General features: G+C 72.1%; 24 protein-coding genes. 14 read left to right on the forward strand and 10 right to left on the reverse strand.

Annotation, left to right across the window (positions count from 1 at the left end; all coding sequences use genetic code 11):
* Positions 1-341 precede the first annotated feature (341 nt).
* On the reverse strand, positions 342-1,031 hold the full coding sequence (locus tag ACFWM7_RS01860; protein WP_383253852.1) for a TetR/AcrR family transcriptional regulator: 690 nt from the start codon (positions 1,029-1,031) through the stop codon (positions 342-344).
* Between the two features lie 76 nt (positions 1,032-1,107).
* On the opposite strand from ACFWM7_RS01860, the gene ACFWM7_RS01865 reads away from it, so the two are divergent.
* From ACFWM7_RS01865 to ACFWM7_RS01875, 3 genes are all read left to right on the forward strand, one after another.
* Positions 1,108-2,259 (forward strand): acyl-CoA dehydrogenase family protein, encoded by a 1,152-nt coding sequence (locus tag ACFWM7_RS01865; protein WP_383253855.1) that lies wholly within the window; start codon positions 1,108-1,110, stop codon positions 2,257-2,259.
* Between the two features lie 97 nt (positions 2,260-2,356).
* The gene (locus tag ACFWM7_RS01870; RefSeq protein WP_010070249.1) at positions 2,357-2,647 is read left to right on the forward strand and encodes a YiaA/YiaB family inner membrane protein; all 291 of its coding nucleotides are present in this window, start codon (positions 2,357-2,359) and stop codon (positions 2,645-2,647) included.
* 90 nt (positions 2,648-2,737) lie between these two features.
* Positions 2,738-3,370, forward strand: a complete 633-nt coding sequence (locus ACFWM7_RS01875) for a TetR/AcrR family transcriptional regulator (protein WP_383253857.1) — start codon at positions 2,738-2,740, stop codon at positions 3,368-3,370.
* Positions 3,371-3,401: 31 nt separating this feature from the next.
* Here the strand turns inward: ACFWM7_RS01875 and ACFWM7_RS01880 are convergent, their stop codons facing one another.
* On the reverse strand, positions 3,402-3,863 hold the full coding sequence (locus ACFWM7_RS01880) for a MaoC family dehydratase (RefSeq protein ID WP_383253859.1): 462 nt from the start codon (positions 3,861-3,863) through the stop codon (positions 3,402-3,404).
* 113 nt (positions 3,864-3,976) lie between these two features.
* Here ACFWM7_RS01880 and soxR point away from each other — a divergent pair, with 113 nt between their 5' ends.
* Entirely contained in the window at positions 3,977-4,453 is a 477-nt protein-coding gene (soxR, locus tag ACFWM7_RS01885) for a redox-sensitive transcriptional activator SoxR (protein ID WP_383253861.1), read from the forward strand.
* Positions 4,454-4,478: 25 nt separating this feature from the next.
* Here the strand turns inward: soxR and ACFWM7_RS01890 are convergent, their stop codons facing one another.
* On the reverse strand, positions 4,479-5,093 hold the full coding sequence (locus tag ACFWM7_RS01890) for a hypothetical protein (protein WP_383253863.1): 615 nt from the start codon (positions 5,091-5,093) through the stop codon (positions 4,479-4,481).
* 234 nt (positions 5,094-5,327) lie between these two features.
* On the opposite strand from ACFWM7_RS01890, the gene ACFWM7_RS01895 reads away from it, so the two are divergent.
* Complete coding sequence (locus tag ACFWM7_RS01895; protein ID WP_383253864.1) at positions 5,328-5,813, forward strand: GNAT family N-acetyltransferase; 486 nt, start codon at positions 5,328-5,330, stop codon at positions 5,811-5,813.
* Positions 5,814-5,822: 9 nt separating this feature from the next.
* On the opposite strand, the gene ACFWM7_RS01900 is transcribed toward ACFWM7_RS01895, so the two are convergent.
* Positions 5,823-7,100: an exo-beta-N-acetylmuramidase NamZ domain-containing protein gene (locus tag ACFWM7_RS01900; RefSeq protein WP_383253866.1), complete on the reverse strand. Its 1,278-nt coding sequence runs from the start codon at positions 7,098-7,100 to the stop codon at positions 5,823-5,825.
* A gap of 201 nt (positions 7,101-7,301) precedes the next feature.
* On the opposite strand from ACFWM7_RS01900, the gene ACFWM7_RS01905 reads away from it, so the two are divergent.
* The 4 genes from ACFWM7_RS01905 to ACFWM7_RS01920 all read left to right on the forward strand — a co-directional run bounded on the left by ACFWM7_RS01905 (position 7,302) and on the right by ACFWM7_RS01920 (position 12,047).
* A complete protein-coding gene (locus tag ACFWM7_RS01905) occupies positions 7,302-8,075 on the forward strand; it encodes an SDR family oxidoreductase (protein WP_383253869.1) in 774 nt (257 codons plus the stop codon).
* Positions 8,072-9,784: an AMP-binding protein gene (locus tag ACFWM7_RS01910; RefSeq protein WP_383253872.1), complete on the forward strand. Its 1,713-nt coding sequence runs from the start codon at positions 8,072-8,074 to the stop codon at positions 9,782-9,784. Before ACFWM7_RS01905 ends, ACFWM7_RS01910 begins: the two co-directional genes overlap by 4 nt.
* Positions 9,785-9,833: 49 nt before the next feature.
* On the forward strand, positions 9,834-10,427 hold the full coding sequence (locus tag ACFWM7_RS01915; RefSeq protein ID WP_383253875.1) for a TetR/AcrR family transcriptional regulator: 594 nt from the start codon (positions 9,834-9,836) through the stop codon (positions 10,425-10,427).
* Between the two features lie 288 nt (positions 10,428-10,715).
* Positions 10,716-12,047 (forward strand): M28 family metallopeptidase, encoded by a 1,332-nt coding sequence (locus tag ACFWM7_RS01920; protein ID WP_383253877.1) that lies wholly within the window; start codon positions 10,716-10,718, stop codon positions 12,045-12,047.
* Between the two features lie 70 nt (positions 12,048-12,117).
* On the opposite strand, the gene ACFWM7_RS01925 is transcribed toward ACFWM7_RS01920, so the two are convergent.
* Together ACFWM7_RS01925 and ACFWM7_RS01930 are read right to left on the reverse strand one after the other, a co-directional pair.
* Positions 12,118-13,332 (reverse strand): acyl-CoA dehydrogenase family protein, encoded by a 1,215-nt coding sequence (locus tag ACFWM7_RS01925; RefSeq protein ID WP_383253879.1) that lies wholly within the window; start codon positions 13,330-13,332, stop codon positions 12,118-12,120.
* A 6-nt stretch (positions 13,333-13,338) separates the two neighbouring features.
* On the reverse strand, positions 13,339-14,361 hold the full coding sequence (locus tag ACFWM7_RS01930) for a phosphotransferase family protein (RefSeq protein WP_205084726.1): 1,023 nt from the start codon (positions 14,359-14,361) through the stop codon (positions 13,339-13,341).
* 576 nt (positions 14,362-14,937) lie between these two features.
* On the opposite strand from ACFWM7_RS01930, the gene ACFWM7_RS01935 reads away from it, so the two are divergent.
* Both ACFWM7_RS01935 and ACFWM7_RS01940 read left to right on the forward strand, forming a co-directional pair.
* Entirely contained in the window at positions 14,938-16,251 is a 1,314-nt protein-coding gene (locus ACFWM7_RS01935; RefSeq protein WP_383253882.1) for an enolase C-terminal domain-like protein, read from the forward strand.
* 91 nt (positions 16,252-16,342) lie between these two features.
* Entirely contained in the window at positions 16,343-17,278 is a 936-nt protein-coding gene (locus ACFWM7_RS01940; protein WP_383253885.1) for an NADP-dependent oxidoreductase, read from the forward strand.
* A 19-nt stretch (positions 17,279-17,297) separates the two neighbouring features.
* On the opposite strand, the gene ACFWM7_RS01945 is transcribed toward ACFWM7_RS01940, so the two are convergent.
* Genes ACFWM7_RS01945 through ACFWM7_RS01955 form a run of 3 tightly spaced genes read right to left on the reverse strand, consistent with a single transcriptional unit; the run spans position 17,298 to position 18,551 of the window.
* A complete protein-coding gene (locus tag ACFWM7_RS01945) occupies positions 17,298-17,612 on the reverse strand; it encodes a DUF202 domain-containing protein (protein WP_383253889.1) in 315 nt (104 codons plus the stop codon).
* Positions 17,609-18,004, reverse strand: a complete 396-nt coding sequence (locus ACFWM7_RS01950) for a YidH family protein (RefSeq protein ID WP_010057072.1) — start codon at positions 18,002-18,004, stop codon at positions 17,609-17,611. The genes ACFWM7_RS01945 and ACFWM7_RS01950 overlap by 4 nt, the downstream gene beginning before the upstream one ends.
* Before the next feature lie 37 nt (positions 18,005-18,041).
* Entirely contained in the window at positions 18,042-18,551 is a 510-nt protein-coding gene (locus ACFWM7_RS01955) for an NUDIX domain-containing protein (RefSeq protein WP_383253891.1), read from the reverse strand.
* 120 nt (positions 18,552-18,671) lie between these two features.
* Between ACFWM7_RS01955 and ACFWM7_RS01960 the strand changes: the two genes are divergently transcribed.
* The gene (locus ACFWM7_RS01960) at positions 18,672-20,327 is read left to right on the forward strand and encodes an FAD-binding dehydrogenase (protein WP_383253893.1); all 1,656 of its coding nucleotides are present in this window, start codon (positions 18,672-18,674) and stop codon (positions 20,325-20,327) included.
* A gap of 139 nt (positions 20,328-20,466) precedes the next feature.
* Here the strand turns inward: ACFWM7_RS01960 and ACFWM7_RS01965 are convergent, their stop codons facing one another.
* On the reverse strand, positions 20,467-20,892 hold the full coding sequence (locus tag ACFWM7_RS01965; RefSeq protein ID WP_383253896.1) for an ASCH domain-containing protein: 426 nt from the start codon (positions 20,890-20,892) through the stop codon (positions 20,467-20,469).
* A 204-nt stretch (positions 20,893-21,096) separates the two neighbouring features.
* Between ACFWM7_RS01965 and ACFWM7_RS01970 the strand changes: the two genes are divergently transcribed.
* Together ACFWM7_RS01970 and ACFWM7_RS01975 are read left to right on the forward strand one after the other, a co-directional pair.
* Positions 21,097-22,071, forward strand: a complete 975-nt coding sequence (locus ACFWM7_RS01970) for a hypothetical protein (protein ID WP_383253898.1) — start codon at positions 21,097-21,099, stop codon at positions 22,069-22,071.
* Positions 22,072-22,126: 55 nt separating this feature from the next.
* A complete protein-coding gene (locus tag ACFWM7_RS01975) occupies positions 22,127-23,698 on the forward strand; it encodes an APC family permease (protein WP_383253900.1) in 1,572 nt (523 codons plus the stop codon).
* Positions 23,699-23,726: the final 28 nt, after the last annotated feature.

Raw genomic sequence — 23,726 nt, forward strand, 5'->3', positions numbered from 1 at the left:
CGCCCAACCCCATCCGACACTTGAGGACGGAGCCCTGCTCCCCCCCCCAAGCCCGTCCGGCGGTTGAGGACGGAACCGTGCATCCCTCCAGCCTGTGCCCCACTTCAAGGCCGGAGCCCTGCTCCCCCCAAGCCCGTCCGGCGTTTGAGGCCGGAGCCCTGCCCCCCTCAAGCCCGTCCGGCGTTTGAGGACGGAACCGTGGCGGTGGCACCGGGCGACCCCTCCGTGTCCGGGAAGCAACGGCACCGCCATCCCGAGCGCCGGTTCCGTTCTCAAACGCCGGACGGGCTGTATAGGCGCGGGTCGCGGGGAACGGGAACGGTCCATACGTACAGCGTGCGTCAGGGACGGTCCGGCCCCGGCCGAACCGTCGCCGCGTCGTCACCCACCGCCCGCGCGTACTGCTCGTACTGGATCGCCAACCCGTCCAGCAGCGCCCGCAGCCCCGTCTCGAAGGCCCCCTCGTCGACCTGGCGGCGGTGGTCGGCCAGCAGGTGGGCCTGGCCGAGGTGCGGGTAGTCGGCCGGGTCGTAGGCGGTCTCGTCGTCGACGAAACCCCCGGCGAAGGAGCCCAGCGCCGAGCCGGTGATGAAGTACCGCATCAGCGCCCCGATCCGGGTCGCCTGCGCCGGCGGCCACCCCGCCCCCACCATCGCTCCGAACACCGCGTCGGCCACCCGCAGCCCCGCCGGCCGGCGGCCGGGCCCTCGGGCCAGCACCGGGACGATGTGCGGGTGCGCGGCGAGGGCGGCCCGGTAGGACAGCGCCCAGTCGTGCAGGGCCTCCCGCCAGTCGCGCGGGTCCGACTCCTCGAACATCGACAGATCGACCTGTACGGAGACCGCGTCGGCGACGGCGTCGAGGATCTCCTCCTTGTTGCGGAAGTGGTTGTAGAGCGAAGGGCCGCTCACCCCCAGCACGGCCGCCAGCCGACGGGTGGAGACGGCGTCCAGCCCCTCGGCGTCCACGAGCGCGCTCGCCGCCCCGACGATGCGGTCTCTGCTCAGGAGGGGCTTGCGCGGTCGGGCCATGCGGCTCATAGTAGGCCCTGCGAGCCGGAAACTAGCAGTGCTAATTAAGCGATCGTGGGAAGCGGGGTGGCGCGCGATGGACCTGGCGCTCAGCGAGGAGCAGGAAGCCGTCCGGAAACTGGCCGAGGATTTCGTCGCCCGCGAGGTCACCCCGCATGTCGTCGCGTGGGACCGGGCCGAGAGTGTCGACAGGTCGATCGTGAAGAAGCTCGGTGGTCTCGGCTTCCTCGGGCTGACCGTCCCCGAGGAGTACGGCGGCTCCGCCGGCGACCACCTCTCCTACTGCCTGGTCACCGAGGAGCTGGGGCGCGGCGACTCCTCGGTGCGCGGCATCGTCTCCGTATCGCTCGGCCTCGTCGCCAAGACCATCGCGTCCTGGGGGAGTGAGGGGCAGAAGCGGCAGTGGCTGCCCCGGCTCACCTCCGGCGAGGCGATCGGCTGTTTCGGCCTCACCGAGCCCGGCACCGGCTCGGACGCCGGGAACCTGGTCACCCGGGCCGTCCGCGACGGCGGTGACTACGTGGTCAACGGGACCAAGATGTTCATCACCAACGGCACCTGGGCCGACGTCGTCCTGCTCTTCGCGCGGACGAACGACAGCCCCGGCCACCGGGGCGTCTCCGCCTTCCTCGTCCCCACCGACACCCCCGGCCTCACCCGCCGCACCATCCACGGCAAGCTCGGCCTGCGCGGCCAGGGCACCGCCGAACTGGTCCTGGAGGACGTCCGGGTACCGGAGGCCTGCCTCCTCGGGCCCGAGGGCAAGGGCTTCTCCATCGCCATGTCCGCCCTCGCCAAGGGGCGCATGTCGGTCGCGGCCGGCTGTGTCGGCATCGCCCAGGCCGCCCTGGACGCGGCCGTGCGCTACGCCGGCGAGCGCGAGCAGTTCGGCAAGACCATCGCCCGCCACCAGCTCGTCCAGGAACTGCTGAGCGACATCGCCGTGGACGTGGACGCCGCCCGGCTGCTGACCTGGCGGGTCGCCGACCTGATCGACCGGGGCCAGGGCTTCGCCACCGCCGCCTCGAAGGCCAAGCTGTACGCCTCCGAGGCCGCCGTCCGCTGCGCCAACAACGCCCTCCAGGTCTTCGGCGGCTACGGCTACATCGACGAGTACCCGGTCGGCAAGCTGCTGCGGGACGCCCGAGTGATGACGCTCTACGAGGGCACCAGCCAGATCCAGAAGCTGATCATCGGCCGGGCGCTCACCGGCGTCTCCGCCTTCTGACGGCCACCGCGCTCGCACGGGTGTCTGAGTACCGGCCAGATACGGCCTGAGTACGGGCGCGGATGTGGCGTGCGCCACGTCGGCGGATGCTGAACCCATGAGTGACACGACATCGGTCAAGCAGCAGAGCACCGCCGCCTTCTACGTCCAGGCCGTCGCCTCCTTCATGGTGGCGATCGGCGCGGTCGCCTTCGGCATCTTCTTCCTCGACGCCGACGCCTGGGTGCGCGGCTTCCTCGCCATCGGCGTGCTGTACCTGGTCACGTCCTGCTTCACGCTGGCCAAGGTGATCCGGGACCGCCAGGAGGCCGGGCAGATCCACAGCCGGGTCGACCAGGCCCGGCTGGAGAAGATCCTCGCCGAGCACGACCCCTTCCAGAAGCTCTGACCCCGGCGCCCATCGGCCGGACAACCCCTAAGCGCTTGCTCAGGTTCGGGGTATGGTGTTCGTCCTGCTGACGGAGAGGGGCCCTGGGCGATGAGTACGGCGGAGGAGACGAGCGGCGAGGACGCGCCGTGGGGCGAGGTCACTCCCGAGGCGGCCAGGCGGCTCCTCGTCGCCGCCGTGGACGCCTTCGCCGAGCGCGGGTACCACGCGACCACCACCCGTGACATCGCCGGCCGGGCCGGGATGAGCCCGGCCGCGCTCTACATCCACTTCAAGACCAAGGAAGAGCTGCTCCACCGGATCAGCAAGATCGGCCACGAGCGGGCGCTGTACGTCCTCGACTCCGAGGCGGACCGGGACGGCACGGCCGCCGAACGGCTCGCCGGGGCCGTCCGCTCCTTCGTCCGCTGGCACGCGGAACGGCACACCACCGCCCGGGTCGTGCAGTACGAGCTGGACGCGCTGGGCGAGGAGCACCGCACCGAGATCGTCGCGCTGCGGCGCAGGAGCGACGCGGTGGTGCGCCGGATCATCGGCGAAGGGGTGCGGGACGGCGAGTTCGACGTCCCCGACGTCCCCGGCACCACGCTCGCGGTGCTGTCCCTCTGCATCGACGTGGCCCGCTGGTTCAACGCCCAGGGCAGCCGCACGCCCGACGAGGTCGGCGAGCTGTACGCCGACCTCGTCCTGCGGATGGTCGGGGCCCGGCAGGTCCAGCAGTAGCCCGGCGGCTGGAGGAAGCTGCCGAGCCGGTTCAGAAGTAGTAGCGGGACACCGACTCCGCGACACAGGCCGGCTTCTCGCTGCCCTCGCGCTCGACCGTGACGACCGCCGTGACCTGCACGCCGCCGCCCGCCTCCGTCACGTCCCGCAGCACCGCCGTGGCCCGCAGCCGTGAGCCGACCGGGACGGTCGAGGGGAAACGGACCTTGTTGGTCCCGTAGTTGATGCCCATCTTCATGCCCTCGACCCGCATCACCTGCGGCACCAGCGCGGGCAGCAGCGAGAGCGTCAGATAGCCGTGCGCGATGGTCGTGCCGAACGGCCCGTCCTTCGCCCGCTCCGGGTCCACGTGGATCCACTGGTGGTCGCCGGTCGCCTCGGCGAACTGGTCGATCCTCTTCTGCTCGATCTCCAGCCAGTCGCTGTGTCCCAGCTGCTCGTCCACTCCGTCCCGCAGCTCCTGCGCGGACGTGAAGATCCTCGGCTCTGCCATGTTCCCGGTCCCTGCCTTCCGGCTCGACGCATCATCCGGCGCGATGTCTAAGCGCTTGCTCAGCATCGTCGTGCGCCGGGTTCCTGTCAACGACATGGCAGTAGGTTTGAGGGGTGCCCCAGATCCCACAGACACTCCACGAACTCTCGGTCGGCCAGCTCTCGGCGCGCAGCGGCGCCGCCGTCTCGGCCCTGCACTTCTACGAGTCCAAGGGCCTGATCAGCAGCAGCCGCACCAGCGGCAACCAGCGCCGCTACTCGCGGGACGCGCTGCGCCGGGTCGCGTTCGTCCGGGCGGCCCAGCGCGTCGGCATTCCGCTGGCCACGATCCGGGACGCGCTCGCCGAACTGCCCGAGGAGCGCACGCCGAACCGCGAGGACTGGGCCCGTCTCTCCGAGGCGTGGCGCAAGGAACTGGACGAGCGCATCACGCAGTTGCACCGGTTGCGCGACCACCTGACCGACTGCATCGGCTGCGGCTGTCTGTCGCTGGAGACCTGCGTGCTCTCCAACCCCGACGACATCAACGGCGAGAAGATCACCGGTTCCCGTCTGATGCCCGAACGCAAGCAGTCGCCGGACAACCCCTAGATCACCGGGCCGGGAGGGCGGGGGCTCACGCCGCCGCCGCGGCCGGCCTCCGGTGCCGTGGCAGCCGGGCCCTGGCCAGCGTGCGGTCGGTCAGGGCGGGTTGCGGCACCGCGATCCCGCAGCCCGTGCACACCGGGCCCGCCCACGGTTCGTCGCCCCGCTCCTGCCGCCACTCGATGCCGGTGCCCGCGCAGACCGGGCAGGCGGAGCCGGGGCCGGAGCCGAGAGCCGTGATCAGCCGGCGCAGGACCTCGGCGAGCGGCTCGGTGGGATGGACCGCGGGGTCCGCGCAGCGCGCCACCCCGTGGCCGCCCCAGGTGCGGCGGTGCCAGTCGTCGAAGGCGCCGGGCCGCCGCAGCCCCTCGTGCTTCTCGCGCCGCCGCCGCTCCGCGAACCCCGCCTCGTACGCGAGCCAGACGGCCCGCGCCTCCTCCAGCTCGTCCAGCGCGCGCATCAGGCGCACCGGATCGGGCGCCCGGTCCTCGGGACCGATCCCGTGCCGGGCGCACAGATGGTCCCAGGTCGCCCGGTGCCCGTACGGGGCGAACCTCTCCAAACACTTGCGCAGTGAATACCGCCGCAGGGCCAGATCACCCAGCGGATCGCGGACCTGTCTCGCAAGACTCCGGAAACCGGCCATGACACCGCCACCTCCGTCGCTCGTCCTTGGACGTCAAGGAATGGACGTACGCCTGCCCGTTTCGGCTCCATCGAAAGATGAAAACCGTCCATTGGCCGAGACTCCCCATGTGGGACGGGGTGCCACAGGCGGAAGCGGAGCGGCGCACGGGCGGGTGGTGCGCGGGCGCGCGGCGGTGCGAGCGTGCCCGAAACCCGGCGGAGGCGTCACGGTCCCGTGCGGTTGGATCTCCTCATGACAGCAGCTCACCCACGCCTGGAAAAGATCACCCCGGACAACGTGCTCGCCGCCTGTCGGCTGGAAGTAGCACCCGAGCAGCGCAGGTTCGTCGCCCCGGTCGCGCAGTCCCTGGCCGAGGCCTATGTGCATCCCGACCTCGCCTGGCCCCGGCTGATCTGTGACGGTGAGCGCGCCGTCGGCTTCGTGATGGCGTACTTCGACCTGCCGTTCGACTTCGACGCCGGGGTGCCGGACGCCCCGCCCCGCTCCGGGCTCTGGCGGCTCGCCGTCGCCGCCGGCGAGCAGGGCCGGGGGTACGGGCGGCTCGCCGTGGGCGCGGTCAACGAGGAGATCCGCCGGCGCGGCGGGACGGTCTCGACCGTGACTTGGAAGCCCGGGGAGGGCGGCCCCGAGGATTTCTACCTCCGGCTCGGCTACCGCAAGCGCGGCCTCACCGACGACGGCGAGTACCTCGGCGACCTGGACCTCACGGCAGCCTGACCCGAGCCGCTATCCGCCGTACCGCAGATACCTCCGCCGCTTCGCCCGGAACGCCGACAGGTCCCGCTGCCACGCCCGTACGACCTCGTCGGTGTCCGCGCCCGCGTCGATCATGGTGCGGACCCGGGTGTTCCCGGTGAGCTTGTCGATCCAGTTGTCCGGCCGCCAGGCGAACCCGCTCCACGTCTGCTTCGCGGTCACCAGCAGGGCGATCCCGGTGCGGACCGGGTCGAAGGCCTCCCGGTCCTGGACGTGGAGCTGGACCCCGCCCACCGTCTTGCCCTGGAACTTGGAGAACGTCGGCGCGAAGTAGGCCTCCCGGAACGCGACTCCCGGCAGCTCCAGCGCGTTCGCCGCGGCCGCCCAGCGGTGGTCGATGCCCTCCGCGCCCAGCAGTTCGAAGGGGCGCGTGGTGCCCCGGCCCTCGGAGAGGTTCGTGCCCTCGAAGAGGCAGGTGCCGGAGTAGACGAGAGCCGTCTCGGGCGTCGGCATGTTCGGGCTCGGCGGCACCCACGGCAGCCCGGTGTCGTCGAAGAAGTCCGAGCGCCGCCACCCCGACATCGTCACCACCTCCAGCCGCGCCGGATTCTCGTGCAGGAACTCCGCGTTGAAGAACAGCGCCAGCTCCGCCACCGTCATCCCGTGCGCCTGGGCGATCTCCCGGCGGCCGACGAACGTGGCGAACGCCGGGTCCAGCACCGGTCCCAGCGCCGCCCGCCCGGTGACCGGATTCGGCCGGTCCAGCACGACGAGCCGCTTGCCGGCGAGCGCCGCCGCCTCCATGCAGTCGTACAGCGTCCAGATGTACGTGTAGAAGCGCGCACCCGCGTCCTGGATGTCGAAGACCACCGTGTCCACGCCCGACGCGGTGAAGATGTCCGCGAGGTCCTGCCCGCTCTTGAGGTACGTGTCGTAGACCGGCAGCCCGGTCGCCGGGTCGTCGTAGCGCCCCTCCGAGCCGCCCGCCTGCGCGGTGCCCCGGAACCCGTGCTCGGGGCCGAACACGGCGGTCAGGTTCACCCGGTCGTCCGGGTGCATCACATCGACGATGTGCCGGACGTCGGCGGTGACGCCGGTCGGGTTGGTGACGATCCCGGCCTTCTGGCCGCGCAGCAGCCGGTAGCCGTCGGCCGCCAGCCGGTCGAAGCCGGTACGCACCCGGCCGCGCCCGTGCCCGGAGCCGCGCCCGGGGGCCGAAGCGGCGGCGGTGCCGGTGCCGGCCGCCGTCGCCGCGAGCGCTCCCACGGCGCCTCCCGCGGCCAGGACACCACGTCGGGACAGGCTCATTCCGCTACCTCCATGATCGCGCCGACTGTCATGGCCACGCACGCTAGCGCGGGCCGGGGCCGCACGGAACGACCTGGGCCGCGCCGATTCCCCCAGCCGGTCCCGGCGAGCCGTACGGGCCCCGTCCGCCCCGTTCCCGGCCCTTCCCCGATCACATACCGACCGGTTAGTCTGCCGGTGCAGCCGGATGCGAGAGGCGGGATGACAATGGGTACGGTGCAGGGCGCCGGCGTAGTGGTCACAGGGGCCGGAGGCGGCATCGGAGCCGCTCTGGCCAGCAGGTTCGCCGCCGGAGGGGCGCGGGTCGTCGTCAACGACCTGGACCTCGCGCGGATCGAACCGCTCGCGAAGGAGATCGGCGGCATCGCCGTCGCCGGGGACGCCTCGGGGGTCGTGGACGCGGCCCGGGAGGCGCTGGACGGCACGGTCGACGTCTACTGCGCCAACGCGGGCCTGGCCTCGCCCGGCGACGCGTTCGCCGACGAGGAGGTCTGGGCCGCCGCCTGGGACGTCAATGTGATGGCCCACGTCCGCGCGGCCAGGGTCCTCCTGCCGGACTGGCTGGAGCGTGGGAGCGGCCGGTTCGTCACCACCGCCTCCGCCGCCGGGCTGCTGACGATGATCGGCGCGGCTCCGTACAGCGTCACCAAGCACGGGGCGGTCGCCTTCGCCGAGTGGCTCTCGCTCACCTACCGCCACCGCGGGATCAAGGTCCACGCGATCTGCCCGCAGGGCGTGCGCACCGACATGCTCACCGCCGCCGGATCGGCCGGCGAGCTGGTCCTCGCGCCCGGGGCCATCGAGCCGGACGCCGTCGCCGACGCCCTGTTCGAGGCGATGGACGCGGACCGCTTCCTGGTCCTGCCGCACCCCGAGGTGGCGGGCTACTACCAGGCGCGCGCCGCCGATCCGGACCGGTGGATGCGCGGGATGAACCGGCTCCAGCAGCAGTGGGAGGAGGGGAGCGGAGCATGAGCGACACGACCCCCGGACCCGCGACCCCCGACGCCCCGGCCCCCACCGCCTCGATCTACGCCGCCCAGCCCTGGATCGCCCTCCTCAGCGAGGCCCAGCGCGCCCCGGTCACCCCGCCCCCGACCGTGCTGCACGCCTGGCGCGCGGCCGTCGACCGGGCCCCGGACCACCCGGCCCTGGCCTACTTCGACGGCCGGCTGAGCTACCGCGAGACCGACGAGCTGTCCGACTCGGTGGCCGGGCACCTCGCCGCCCGGGGGCTGCGCCGCGGCGACCGGGTCGCGGTCATGCTCCAGAACAGCCCGCACTTCGTCCTCGCGGTGCTCGGCGCGTGGAAGGCGGGCGCGACCGTCGTCCCGCTCAACCCGATGTACAAGTCCGGCGAGGTCGGCCACGTACTCAAGGACGCCGGGGTCACCGCGCTGATCTGCTCGGACCGGGCGTGGGAGGCGTACCTGAGGGAGACGGCCGAAGCCGCTCCGGACCTCTCCATCGCGCTCACCGCCTGCGAACGGGACCTCCAGAGCGTCGACGACCCCCGCGTCCTCGGCTTCGACAGGCTCCCCGCCCCCGGCCCCGACGACCTCGCGGACGACCTGCTGACCGCCGCCCGCGCCGGGAACCCGGCCCCGGCGGACCGGGGGCTCACTGCGGCCGACGTGGCGCTGATCAGCTACACCTCCGGTACCAGCGGCACCCCCAAGGGCGCGATGAACGCCCACGGCAACATCATGGTCAACGCCGAACGCCAGCGCACCGGCCATCCGATCCCCGAGGGTTCCGCCTACTTCGCGCTCGCCCCGCTCTTCCACATCACCGGCATGGTCTGCCAGCTCGCCGCCTGCATAGCCAACGCGGGCACTCTCGTGCTCGCCTACCGCTTCGAGGCAGGCGTCGTCCTGGAAGCCTTCGCCACCCACCGGCCCGCCTACACCGTCGGACCGTCCACCGCCTTCATGGCCCTGGCCGCGCACCCGGACGTCACCCCGGACCACTTCGCCTCGTTCCGGGTGATCTCCTCCGGCGGCGCGCCCCTGCCGCCCGCGCTCGTGGAGAAGTTCCGCGCGGGCTTCGGCCCGTACATCCGCAACGGTTACGGGCTCACCGAGTGCACCGCCCCCTGCGCCTCGGTCCCGCCCGAGCGCGAGGCCCCCGTCGACCCGGTCTCCGGCACGCTCTCCGTCGGCGTCCCCGGCCCCGACACCGTCGTCCGGATCCTCGACGAGGAGGGGCGGGAGGTGCCCTTCGGGGAGCAGGGCGAGATCGCGGTGCGCGGCCCCCAGGTCGTCTCCGGCTACTGGAACCTCCCCGAGGCCACCGCCGCCGCCTTCCCGGACGGCGAGCTGCGCACCGGTGACATCGGGTTCATGGACGCGGCGGGCTGGCTGTACGTCGTCGACCGCAAGAAGGACATGATCAACGCCTCCGGGTTCAAGGTGTGGCCCCGCGAGGTGGAGGATGTCCTCTACACCCACCCGGCGGTGCGGGAGGCGGCCGTCGTGGGCGTGCCCGACGCGTACCGGGGGGAGACGGTCCGGGCGTACGTGAGCCTGCGTCCGGGGGCCTCGGTGGAACCCGGCGAGCTGGGCACGTACTGCAAGGAACGGCTGGCGGCGTACAAGTATCCGCGCGAGGTGGAGATCCTGACCGAGCTGCCGAAGACGGCGAGTGGGAAGATCCTCAGGCGGGAACTGCGTTCCCCCCGTTAGAACAGCGTCGGAACAGTACACGCACAGTACGAAAGGAAGGTGGCGGCTCATGGCCAAGGCGACGGACCAGAACGGCACTCCCGTCCCCCAGAGGCTGCTGGCCGCCGCCACCCGGCTCTTCGCCGAGCGCGGGTACGACCGCACCTCGGTCCAGGAGATCGTCGAGGCGGCCGGCGTCACCAAGGGGGCGCTCTACCACTACTTCGGCTCCAAGGAGGACCTGCTCCAAGAGGTCTACGCCCGGGTGCTGCGGCTCCAGCAGGAGCGCCTGGACGCCTTCGCGGACGCCGAGGCCCCGGTCGAGGAGCGGCTGCGCGGCGCGGCGGCCGACGTGGTGGTCACGACCATCGACAACCTCGACGACGCCGCGATCTTCTTCCGCTCCATGCACCACCTGAGCCCCGAGAAGAACAAGCAGGTACGCGTCGAGCGCCGCCGCTACCACGAGCGCTTCCGGGCGCTGGTCGAGGAGGGGCAGAACAGCGGCGTGTTCTCCTCGGCCACCCCCGCCGACCTGGTCGTCGACTACCACTTCGGCTCGGTCCACCACCTCTCCACCTGGTACCGCCCGGACGGCCCGCTCAGCCGCCAGGAGGTCGCCGACCACCTCGCGGACCTGCTGCTGCGGGCCCTGCGCCCGTAGAGGGTTTCCTGCCCGGAGGGGCGATCCGGTGGCCCGCTCCGCCGGGCGGGGCGAGTCTGGATGTATGAGGTATGTCCTGCCTCCCGACGAGGCGCCAGAGTTCACGGGCACAGGTCCGTCCGTTAATAGAACAGACCTGTCCGGTTTCCGCTCTTGACGGAGCACTGTCATTTCCTTGAGCATCGGTCACGCATCGCGCACAGCCAGCTCCAGGACCCGACCGGGCACCGCGCGGCCGGGTACCCCCCGCACGTTCCGTCAGTCCCCAACGGAATCCGGAGCCCGTGAATGAGACCGAACCGCTTCACCCTGCGCAGATCCCCGGCGGCCGTCGCCGCCGTAGCCCTCGCCGTCGCCCTCGGGGCCGGCACGCCGGCCGCCCAGGCCGCCGGGGCGCCGACACCGGCCGCCGCAGCAGCGCCCGACATCCCCGTGGCCAACGTCAAGGCCCACCTCTCGCAGCTCTCGACGATCGCCGCGAACAACGGCGGCAACCGCGCCCACGGCCGCCCCGGCTACAAGGCGTCCGTCGACTACGTGAAGGCCAAACTGGATGCCGCCGGATACACCACCACGCTCCAGCAGTTCACCTCCAACGGCGCCACCGGCTACAACCTGATAGCCGACTGGCCCGGCGGCGACCCCAGCAAAGTCCTGATGGCCGGGGCCCACCTCGACTCGGTCTCCTCCGGCGCCGGCATCAACGACAACGGCTCCGGCTCGGCCGCCGTGCTGGAGACCGCGCTCGCCGTCTCCCGCGCCGGGTACCAGCCCGACAAGCACCTGCGGTTCGCCTGGTGGGGCGCGGAGGAGCTGGGCCTGATCGGCTCGAAGCACTACGTCAACAACCTGCCGTCCGCCGAGCGTTCCAAGCTCTCCGGCTATCTCAACTTCGACATGATCGGCTCGCCCAACGCCGGTTACTTCGTCTACGACGACGACCCGGTCATCGAGAAGACCTTCAAGGACTACTTCGCGGGGCTGAACGTCCCCACCGAGATCGAGACCGAGGGCGACGGCCGCTCCGACCACGCCCCGTTCAAGAACGTCGGCGTCCCCGTCGGCGGACTCTTCACCGGCGCGGGCTACACCAAGTCCGCGGCACAGGCGCAGAAGTGGGGCGGGACGGCCGGCCAGGCCTTCGACCGCTGCTACCACTCGTCGTGCGACAACCTGAGCAACATCAACGACACGGCCCTGGACCGCAACAGCGACGCCGCCGCCCACGCCGTCTGGACCCTGTCCTCCGGCACCGGCGAACCGCCCACCGGCGAGGACGTGTTCAGCAACACCACCGACGTGGCCATCCCGGACGCCGGAGCTGCCGTGACCTCGTCGGTCGCGGTCACCGGACGAACGGGCAACGCCCCGGCCGCACTTCAGGTCGGCGTCGACATCAAGCACACCTACCGCGGCGACCTCGTCGTGGACCTGCTCGCCCCGGACGGCAGCGCGTACCGGCTGAAGAACTCCAGCAGCGGCGACTCGGCCGACAACGTCATCACGACGTACACGGTCAACGCCTCCAGCGAGGTGGCCAACGGCTCCTGGAAGCTCCGGGTCCAGGACGTCGCCCGGCAGGACACCGGCTACATCGACAGCTGGAAGCTCACCTTCTGAGCCCTGCTGTACGCGTACGGGTGCGGCCCCCTCCCGAAGAGCACCTCGGGAGGGGGCCGCACGCCGTCCGTCACACGTACCGCTTGATCTCCCGCCGGGCCAGCGACCGCTGGTGCACCTCGTCCGGCCCGTCCGCCAGCCGCAGCGTCCGCGCCGAGGCCCACAGCTCCGCCAGCGGGAAGTCCTGGCTCACCCCGCCCGCGCCGTACAGCTGCACCGCCGAGTCCAGGATGTCCACCACCGCGCGCGGAGTGGCGATCTTGATGGCCTGGATCTCGGTGTGCGCGCCCTTGTTGCCCACGGTGTCCATCAGCCAGGCCGTCTTCAGCACCAGCAGCCGCAGCTGCTCCACCGTGACCCGGGCGTCCGCGATCCAGTTCTGGACGACGCCCTGCGCGGCCAGCGGCTTGCCGAACGCCGTACGCGCCACGGCCCTGCGGCACATCAGCTCGATGGCCCGCTCCGCCATCCCGATCAGCCGCATGCAGTGGTGGATCCGGCCCGGACCCAGCCGCGCCTGGGCGATGGCGAAGCCGCCGCCCTCCTCACCGATCAGGTTCGCCGCGGGCACCCGGACGTCGTGGAAGACCACCTCGGCGTGGCCGCCGTGGGAGTGGTCCTCGTACCCGTACACCTGCATCGCGCGCCGCACTTCGAGCCCCGGGGTGTCGCGGGGGACCAGGATCATCGACTGCTGGCGGCGGATGTCCTCACCGTCCGGATCGGTCTTGCCCATCACGATGAAGACCGCGCAGTCCGGATTCATCGCCCCGGAGATGTACCACTTACGCCCGTTGATGACGTAGTCATCGCCATCGCGGATCATCCGCGTCTCGATGTTCGTCGCGTCCGACGACGCCACGTCCGGCTCCGTCATCGCGAACGCGGAGCGGATCTCCCCGGCGAGCAGCGGCTCCAGCCACTGCTTCTTCTGCGCCTCGGTGGCGAACTGGAACAGCACCTCCATGTTCCCCGTGTCCGGGGCCGCGCAGTTCAGCGCGGTCGGCGCGAGGTGCGGAGAGCGTCCGGTGATCTCCGCGAGCGGGGCGTACTGGAGATTCGTCAGCCCGGCCCCGTACTCCGCGTCCGGCAGGAACAGATTCCACAGCCCCTGCCGCCGCGCCTCGGCCTTCAGCTCCCCGACGATCGCGGGCGTGTCCCACGGCGAGGCGAGCCGGGCCCGCTGCTCCTCGGCGACCTGCTCGGCCGGGTACACGTGCTCGTCCATGAACGCGAGCAGGCGGGAACGCAGCTCCTCGGTACGGGCGTCGAATGCGAAGTCCATGGGGGTTCAGCCTTCCTGGAGGGTGGTGAGGCCGTGCGCGATGAAGACGGGGACCAGATCGCCGATCCGGTCGAAACCCGCGCCGACGGTCTGGCCGAGGGTGTAGCGGTAGTGGATGCCCTCCAGGATCACGGCGAGCTTGAACCACGCGAACGCGGTGTACCAGGAGATCGCGGAGGTGTCCCGGCCCGAGCGGGCCGCGTAGCGCTCGATCAGCTCGGCGGGGGACGGGTGCCCGGCCGCCCCGCTGGTGGTGGAGACCGGCGACCCGGCAAGACCGAGGTCGGAGCTGTACATCACGAGGAGCCCGAGGTCGGTCAGTGGATCGCCGAGGGTGGACATCTCCCAGTCGAGGACGGCCTTGATCCGGTCGTCGGAGCCGAGCAGCACGTTGTCCAGGCGGTAGTCGCCGTGGACGACGGTGGGCGCGGGGGAGGAGGGCAGCGCACGGCCGAGGGCGGCGTGCAGCTCGTCGATGCCCGCCAGGTCACGGTTGCGGGAGGCGTCCAACTGCTTGCCCCAGCGCCGCAACTGCCGGTCCAGGAAGCCGTCAGGACGCCCGAAGTCCCCGAGCCCCACCGCGGCCGGATCCACGGCGTGCAGGTCGACCAGGGTGTCGACGAGCCCGAGGACCGCCGCCCGGGTGCGCTCGGGGCCCAGCGGGGCGAGCTGCTCGGCGGTGCGGTACGGGGTGCCCTCGACGTACTCCATCACGTAGAACGGCGCGCCGATCACCGAGTCGTCCTCGCAGAGCAGCAGCGGCTCCGGCACGGGCACGGCGGTCGGGTGCAGTCCGCTGATCACGCGGTGCTCGCGCGTCATGTCGTGCGCGGTGGCCAGCACATGGCCGAGCGGCGGTCTGCGCACCACCCACTGCCCCGTCCCGTCGCCGACGACGTACGTGAGGTTCGAGCGGCCGCCCTCGATCAGCCGCGCTTCGAGGGGCCCGCTCACCAGCCCCGGACGCTCGCGGTCGAGATGGCCACGCAGCGACTCCGGGTCGAGACCTGGTGGGGGGACTGGGCTCATGGTGCGTACCTCCGGGCGACTGCGGAACGAGGTGACGGGACGAGGTGACGGAACGATCGGGAACCATGATGCCGACCAGTCGGTATGTCGTCCAGTGCCTCTCGTGATCCGGCGGCGCGGAAGCCGTGTGGCCGAGCGCACTGCCCGCCCGGGCCCGGAGGGGTCCGAGGGACCGGAACGCGTCGGCGTCCTCGAAGACCGGGAGTCGGCCCCCGGTGGTGAGATGTCGGTCCGCCGGCGACGGCATCGGCCGTGTGTCCGCCGGGCGGTTCAGCAAACGCCCGGACCGGTGGCAGCGCCCGGGGCGCCGATCGGGAACCAAGGCCCGCGTTGCCGTCGGAGACCGCCTGCCGCCCGGCCCCGGGCGTGGTCCCGGCCGGGGGGCGCCCGTTGCGAGTTCTGCCGTTCCGGCCGGGACCTGTTGGCGGAGGTCGACCCCTACCGGCTCTGGTGGTCCGGCGACACGCTGCTGACGAAGGACGCCGTGCCCGCAAGCCGCTCCTGACTCCCGATGCCCTTGTCGGCGGAGCGGTCGAGAGCCTGGCGGAGAAACGTATCCCTGAATAGAGTTCATGTATGCATACAGCTCTGGTGATCGAAGACGTCCGGCTCACCCCGATCCTCGTGTCCGACCCGCCCCTGCTGAACACCCAGGGCGTCCACCAGCCCTACACCCCACGCCTGATCGTGGAGGTCGTCACCCGGGGCGGAACGACCGGCGTGGGGGAGACGTACGGCGACGGCGCCTACGTGGAGCCCGCGCGTTCGCTCGCCGAGGCGCTTCCCGGCCGGGCGGTCACGGATCTGAACGGGCTGTTCGCGCTGGCCGAGGGGGTGTGCGGCGACGTGCGCGCGGCCGACGGCGGGGGCGATGCGGGGGCCGACGACCGGGTCGACGCCGGGGGCCTGCGCGGGGTCAGGAACGCCGAGAAGATCCGGCTCTCCGTCGCCTCCGCCTTCGAGGTCGCCTGCCTTGACGCCCTCGGCAAGGCGGTGGGCCTGCCGGTCCACGCGCTGCTGGGCGGCAAGGTCCGCGACAGCGTCGAGTACAGCGCGTACCTCTTCCACCGCTGGGCCGCCCACCCCGGCCCGGGGGAGGCCGACGACTGGGGCCAGGCGCTCGACCCGGCCGGTGTCGTCGCCCAGGCCCGGCGCTTCGCCGACACCTACGGCTTCGGCTCCTTCAAGCTCAAGGGCGGCGTCTTCGAGCCCGACCGGGAGATCGCCGCGATCCGCGCCCTGGCCGAGGCGTTCCCGGGCCGCCCGCTGCGCCTGGACCCCAACGGCGCCTGGTCCGTTCCCACCTCGCTGTACGTCGCCGACCAGCTGAAGGACGCCCTCGAATACCTGGAGGACCCCACCAGCGGCACGGACGGCATGGCCGCCGTCTCGGCGGGCACGGACGTCCCGCTCGCCACCAACATGTGCGTCACCACGCTCGCCGAGGTCCCCGAGGCCTTCGCCCGCGACGCCGTCCAGATCGTCCTGAGCGACCACCACTACTGGGGCGGCCTCACCCGCACCCGGGAACTGGCGGGCATCTGCCGCACGTTCGGCGTCGGGCTCTCCATGCACTCCAACACCCACCTCGGCATCAGCCTCGCCGCGATGACCCACGTGGCCGCCACCGTGCCGGAGCTCGCGTACGCCTGCGACAGCCACTACCCCTGGCAGACCGAGGACGTCATCACCGAGCGCCACACCTTCACCGGTGGCCGGCTGACGGTCTCCGACGCCCCCGGCCTCGGCGTCGCACTGGACCGCGACCGCCTCGCCGCCCTCCACCGGCGCTGGCTGGAGGACGACGGGACCTACCGCGAGCGCGACGACGCGGCGGCGATGCGCGCCGCCGACCCGGGCTGGGCGACGCCGGCGGTCCCGCGCTGGTGAGGGTCGGCGGGCCGGCGCCGGTGGGAGGGGCGGGCCCCACGGCCGTACCGCCTGAGTTGCGGCAACCCTGACCTGCACGGAAGGTCGAGGGATGAAGGCGATCAGCTACAGCGCGTACGGCTCCGCCGACGTCATGGAGTACGGCGAGCGGCCCGACCCCAAGGTCGGCCCCGACAGCGTCCTGGTGAAGGTACGGGCCGCCGCCGTCAACCCGGTCGACTGGAAGGCCCGCGAGGGCTACCTCCAAGGTGCCCTCGACGCGGTCTTCCCGGTGATCCCCGGCTGGGACGTCTCCGGGGTCGTCGTGCAACCGGGCGTCGCCGTCGACGAGTTCGCGGTGGGCGACGAGGTCATCGGCTACGTACGCGAGGACTTCCTCTCCCGGGGTACGTTCGCCGAGTACGTCGCCGCCCCCGTGCGCACCCTCGCCCGCAAGCCCCTGAGCCTCAGCTTCGAGGAGGCGGCCGGACTGCCGCTGGCCGGGCTGACCGCTTACCAGGTGCTGCACCGCACCCTGAAGATCCGCGAGGGCGACACCGTCCTGGTCCACGCGGCGGCCGGCGGCGTCGGGTCGCTCGCCGTGCAGATCGCCCGGCACACCGGCTGCCGGGTCGTCGGCACCGCGAGCCCCCGCAACCACGAGCACCTGCGGAGCCTGGGCGCGGAACCCGTGGAGTACGGCGAGGGCCTCGTCGAACGGCTGCGGGAACTGGTCCCGGGCGGCTTCGACGCCTCCTTCGACACGGTGGGCGGCGACGCCCTGAGGGCCTCGGCCGACACCCTCGCCCCGGGCGGCCGGCTCGCCTCCATCGCGGACGACGAGGTCTTCTCCTACGGCGGCCGCTACGCCTTCGTGCGCCCCGACGCGGCGGACCTGGCCCAGGTCGCGGAACTGGCCGAGCGAGGCATCGTCACCGTCCACGTGGACCGGGTGTTCCCGCTGGAACAGGCCGCCGACGCGTACCGGCTCAACCAGGAGGGGCGGACCCGCGGCAAGATCGTGGTGACGGTGGACTGGGACGCGTAGCCGCGCTGCTCGGCCGGCTTCAGAACAGCATCGCCGCCGCGAACACCGCCAGCGCCACCGTGCAGAGCGCCGCCGTCAGCGCCCCGCGCGGCGCGAGCGACTCGGGCCGCGCCGCCTCCATCCGCAGCACCCTGCGGTGGGCCACCAGCAGGAACCCCAGCCAGGCCAGCGCGCTCAGCGCCACCGCGACGAGCGCCGCCGGGGCCACCCCGCCGTGCAGCGCCTGCCGCACCGCGAGCAGCCCGACGACCGTGGCGGACAGCGTCGTACGCCGCCAGGCCAGCCGCGTCCGCTCCGGCTGCAACCCGGGATCCCGGTCGGCCGCCGCCGTCATACGCCCTCCCAGCCGAAGAGGACCACCACCACCATCGCCACGGCGACGACGGCGACCACCAGGCTCAGCAGGGTCGGGAATCTGGACACCGGCAGGTCCTCGCCCCGCCGCATCGCCCGCTCGCACCGCACCCAGTGGTTGACCGCCCGCAGCGCGCAGAGCACCCCGGCGGCCAGCAGCCCGAGCGCGAGCCCGGCCCGGACGCCCCACACCAGTTCCGGCAGGAACTGGTCGACGGCGAAACCCCCGCCGATCAGGGCCAGAGCCGTCCGGATCCAGGCGAGGAACGTCCGCTCGTTGGCCAGCGAGAACCGGTAGTCGGGGGTGTCCCCCTCCTCCCGGATCCGCTGCGGCGCGAACCACAGCCGTACACTCCGCGCGATCTTGTTCACAGGGAAACCCTAGGCGGTGTGCGCGGCGCGGGCCCGGTCAGGCAGCCCGAAGCTCCCGCAGCCGCCGGTACGCCTCCACCCCGTCCGGCACCCAGGGCCACTCGCCGAGCCGCCGATCCAGCTCGGCGTCGTCCAGGAACGCGTGCCAGGCGACCTCCTCCACCTGCGGGGAGACCGGCAGCTCGCACCGCACCTGATAGACGGCCGACCACCAGGTGTGCTCGCCGCCGGCGTAGAGGAACCGGAACAGCGGCTCCGGCCGCGGCAGTCCCGAGACCCCCAGTTCCTCCTCGGCCTCGCGGAGCGCCGCCTCCTCGTACGACTCGCCCGCACCGACGACCCCGCCGACGAACATGTCGTAGTGCGAGGGGAAGACCAGCTTCGTGGCCGTACGCCGGTGGACGAAGATCCGCCCCTTCGCATCCCGCGCCTCGATGAACACGCAGCGGTGCCGCAGCCCCCGCGCGGTCGCCTCGCCGCGCGGGGCCTGCCCGATGACCTCGTCGTTCTCGTCGACGATGTCCAGAATCTCGTCAGAAGGCGTCATGCGTTTCATCCAACAGCACCCGGACGGTTGACGTGACAGCGGCGGGTACCCAAGATCTGACGCACGGGTAACTTGTCTCCCCGCGGCCCTCCCCCGCCCCTCCCCGACAGGATGGAACCCATGGCGTACGACGCTGATGTGATCGTGATCGGGGCAGGGCTCGCCGGACTCGTGGCCACCGCCGAACTGGTCGACGCCGGCCGTTCCGTGATCCTCCTCGACCAGGAGCCCGAGCAGTCCATCGGCGGCCAGGCGCACTGGTCCTTCGGCGGCCTCTTCCTCGTCGACTCGCCCGAGCAGCGCCGGCTGCGGATCAGGGACAGCCGGGAACTGGCCCTCCAGGACTGGTTCGGCACGGCGGGCTTCGACCGCGAGGAGGAGGACCGCTGGCCGAGGAAGTGGGCCGAGGCGTACGTCGACTTCGCCGCCGGTGAGAAGCGCTCCTGGCTGCACCAGCAGGGGCTGCGGATCTTCCCGGTCGTCGGCTGGGCGGAACGCGGCGGTTACGACGCGACCGGCCACGGCAACTCCGTGCCCCGCTTCCACATCACCTGGGGCACCGGCCCCGGCGTCGTCGCCCCCTTCGAACGGCGGGTCCGCGAGGGCGTCGCCAAGGGGCTCGTCCAGCTGCGGTTCCGCCACCGGGTCACCGGCCTCGCCCGCACGGCCGGAGCGCTCGACACGGTCACCGGCGAGATCCTGGAGCCCAGCGCGGCCGAGCGCGGCACCGCGAGCAGCCGGGAGGCCACCGACACCTTCGAGCTGAAGGCCCAGGCGGTGATCGTCACCTCCGGCGGCATCGGCGGCAACCACGACCTGGTCCGCGCCCAGTGGCCCGAACGGCTCGGCACCCCGCCCGAGAAGATGCTCTCCGGCGTCCCCGCCCACGTCGACGGCCTGATGCTCGGCATCGCCGAGAAGGCGGGCGCGCACCACATCAACCGCGACCGGATGTGGCACTACACCGAGGGCGTCGAGAACTGGAACCCGATCTGGGCCAGGCACGGCATCCGGATCCTGCCCGGCCCCTCGTCCCTCTGGTTCGACGCCCGGGGCAAGCGGCTGCCGGTCCCGCTCTTCCCCGGTTTCGACACGCTCGGCACCCTTGAACACATCATGGCCTCCGGCCACGGCTACACGTGGTTCGTGCTCAACCAGCGGATCATCGGCAAGGAGTTCGCGCTCTCCGGCTCCGAGCAGAACCCTGACCTGACCGGCAAGTCGGTACGGGACGTGATCGGCCGGGCCCGCGCGGACGTGCCCGCACCGGTGAAGGCGTTCATGGACCACGGGGCGGACTTCGTCGTCGAGAAGGACCTCGGCGCGCTGGTCCGGGGCATGAACGCGGTCACGGGGGAGGACCTCATCGACGAGGAGAGCCTGCGCCGCGAGATCACCGCCCGCGACCGCGAGATCGCCAACCCCTTCACCAAGGACCTCCAGGTCACCGCGATCCACGGGGCCCGCGCCTACCTCGGCGACCGCCTCATCCGCACCGCGAAGCCGCACCGCGTCCTGGACCCGGCGGCGGGCCCGTTGATCGCCGTCCGCCTCAACATCCTCACCCGCAAGTCCCTGGGCGGCCTGGAGACGGACCTGTCCTCCCGCGTCCTGACCGCCGAGGGCACCCCGCTCCCGGGCCTGTACGCGGCGGGCGAGGCGGCGGGTTTCGGCGGCGGCGGTGTCCACGGCTACCGCTCCCTGGAGGGCACGTTCCTGGGCGGCTGCATCTTCTCGGGCAGGGCGGCGGGCAGGGCGGCAGCACAGGCACTTTAGGGCTCTTCGGGGTACTTTCAGCTTCTCCGGGGAGGACCGGGCCGCCCTTCAAGCCCCTCCGGCGATTGAGGGGCGGAGCCCCGGCGGTCACCCGGCCGAAGGCTCGCCCTCGCCCCGCGGACGACCCGAACCTCCGCGGTCACCCCAACCGCTCGACCACCCGAAACCGCTCCGCCACAATCATCGTCCCATCGTCCACCGTGAACGCCGGATCCCCCAACGCCTCCCGCATCTCCTCGCTGTGCCAGAACCGCTCGTGCCCCGCCCGCCACTCCGCCACCGAGGTGTACCCCTCACCCTCGTCCAGCGCGTGCTGCAGATCGACGGCCCCCAGCGGCAGCACCCGTACCTCGGTCACCTCGACCACCGCCACCTCCCGCCCGTCCGAGTCGATCAGCGCGGACCGCTCGCCCACCGGCGGCAACTCCTCCTGCTCCAGCTCGTACTCGCTCAGCAGCCCGGTGGTGGACACCTTCTCGCCGGAGAGAACCGCCGCCACCAACCGGTCGCGCAACGGCCCGGGAAAGGCGAGAAGGAAGGGGCTGAGGGGTTCACGAGGTTCCATGCACGCAGTGTGTCAGGCGTCACCCCCGCCCCGCCCGCCCCACCCGCACGCTGCACCGATGCGTCCGACGGCCCGACCGGATCAAGCCAACCGGCCGGTAAGTCGCAGCAGTTGAAGGGCAGCACCCCTTGACGTGGAGCACGGCCTCCCGCTTTGCTGTGCGCGATCATCTGCTCGCACACCGCATCGAAAGAAGCCCGCGGCATGCCGCCCCCGCCTCCGCCGCCCCTGGGCCGCTCCCGTCGTCGGGGCAGCCGCTCGGACCACGTCTTCGACCCGGCCCTCGACGACGACGAACTCATCGCCGCACGCAGCCGGTTCACCCAGGGCAGATGGTCGGAGGCGCGCACCCTGCTGGTGGACACCGGAAGGGACTGGGACCGCCGCGCCCACCGCCTGCTGGCCCTCGCCGAGACCTCGTCCGCCGTGGACTGGGCCGGTGACTGGCTGCTCGTCGAACCCGAGAGCGCCGACGCCGCCACCCTTCTCGCCTGCGCCCGGGTCGCCCGCGCACTGTGGCCCAAGGCCAAGCCGTACGAGGCCACCCGCGCCCGGGAAGCCTGCCTGGCCGCCGCCCGCCTCACCCCCGAGGACCCCACCCCCTGGCTCGCGCTCCTCCTCCTGAACCGGGGCCGCGACGACGGGGCTGACGAGACCGGCAGGCTCTTCGAGGAGGTGCGCTCCCGCCACCCCGACCACCACCACGCCCACCATGTGATGACCGCGCTCCTGGCCGAGAGCAACCCCGAAAGCGGCCACGACCCGCTCCACGAGGTGTACGACTTCGCCGCCTGGGCCGCCGAACTGGCCCCCGCCGACTCCCCGCTGGCCGTCCTCCCGGTCGTCGCCCACGCCGAGCGCTACCGCGTCCTGGTCGCCGCCGGCATCGAGCCCGACGACCCGGCGCTCTCCGAGCACTGGTCCGGACGCCGGGCCCGCCAGGTGATGAAGGCCGCCTTCGACTGGTGGCTGGAGTGGGAGCGCGACGACCACCCGCGCCACCGCCTGGACCTGAACTTCCTGGCGCACGCCAAGGTCTGCGAGGGCCGCCCCGCCGAGGCCGCCGCCCTCTTCCACCGCATCGGCCCCTACGCCACCGCCGCGCCCTGGTCGTACTCCGGCCGGGAACCCCACGCCGCGTTCACCGCCGCGCGCACCTACGCGCTCGGCACCCCGTGAAGCACGAAGGGCACCACCCCACCACGCTCACCATCAAGAAGGGACCAACCCCGCCATGTCGACCGGCAGTTCATTTTCCAGTGAGACCGGCACCACGAGGGGAACGGCCGATACCGGCGGGATCAACACCTACAAGGGCGAGGAACGCGCCCTGCGCGCGAACCGGCTCGGCACCCCCGGCCTCCTGCTGTCGGTGGTCGCGGCCAGCGCCCCCCTGATGGTGGTCGCCGGCGTGATGCCCACGGTCTTCGGCGTGATGGGCATCGTCGGCCAGCCCCTGCTCTACATCATCCTGGGCGTCGTCCTGATGCTGTTCAGCGTCGGTTACGCGGAGATGAGCCGGCACGTCCACAACGCCGGGGCGTTCTACGCGTACATCGCCCGCGGGCTCGGCCCGACCGCCGGCGCCGGGGCCTCGCTCGTGGCGCTGGTGGCGTACAGCGCGATGCAGGTCGGCATCTACGGGATCCTCGGCTTCGAGGTCTCCGGCATCTTCGCCACCTACCTCGACATCGAGCTGGCCTGGTGGATACCGGCTTTGGTCTCGGCGGCCGTCGTCGGCGTCCTCGGCTGGCTGAAGATCGACCTCAACGCCAAGGTGCTCGGCGTCCTGCTGGTCATCGAGTGCGCCCTTGTCGTGATCTTCGACATCGCCGCCGTGAGCAAGCCCGGCCCCGAGGGACTGTCGCTGCACGCCTTCAACCCCGAGACCCTCACCGGCGCCGGGCTCGGCACCGCGCTCTGCTTCTGCATCGCCGCGTTCGTCGGCTTCGAGCAGGCCCCGGTGTACGCGGAGGAGACCAGCCGCCCGCAGATCGTGGTCTCCCGGGTGATGTTCCTCGCGGTGGGTTACGCCGCGCTGTTCCTGGCCATCAGCTCCTGGGCCCTGACCGTCGCGGCCGGACCCGGATCCATCGCCGACACCTCCCTCAAGGAGGGCCCCGGCATGCTGTTCGGCCTGACCGAGGAGCGGCTCGGCTCCACCTTCACCGACGTCCTGCACATCCTCTTCGTCACCGGGATGTTTGCGGCGCTCCTGAGCTTCCACAACGTGGTGGCCCGCTACGCGTTCGCCATGGGCCGTGAGGGCCTGCTGCCCGCCCGCTTCGGCCGCACCAACCGGGCCAGCGGCGCCCCCGGCACCGGCTCGCTGCTCCAGTCCGCCGTCTCCGTCGTGATCATCGCGGCGTTCGCGTTCACCGACGACAACGCGGTCGGCGACCCCACCGCCCCCGTCCTGCGGCTGTTCACCTGGATGGGCAACGTCGGCGCGCTCGGCGTCATCCTGCTGATGGCCGCCGCCTCCTTCGCCGTCATCGCCTTCTTCGTCAAGCGCGGCGCGGGCCGCGCCCAGGCCCCGCGGCTGGTCGCCTCCGCCCTCGCCGGACTCGCGCTCCTGGCGATCGCCGTCTTCACCGTCCGCGACTTCGACGTCCTCGTCGGCTCCGGACCCGGCTCGGCCCTCAACTGGCTGCTGCCCGGCGTGATCATCCTCGCCCTCGTCGGTGGCCTGGTGTACGGGGCGGTGCTGCGCTCGGCCAAGCCGGAGGTGCACGCCCGGATCGGCCTCGGCAACGAGGCGTTCCAGCTGGAGAAGGCGGCCGAGAGCGAGTCGGCCCGCCGCTGACACCCCCGTACCCGTATACGTACATACG

Source organism: Streptomyces sp. NPDC058375 (assembly GCF_042723425.1).
GTDB classification, from domain to species: domain Bacteria; phylum Actinomycetota; class Actinomycetes; order Streptomycetales; family Streptomycetaceae; genus Streptomyces; species Streptomyces durocortorensis.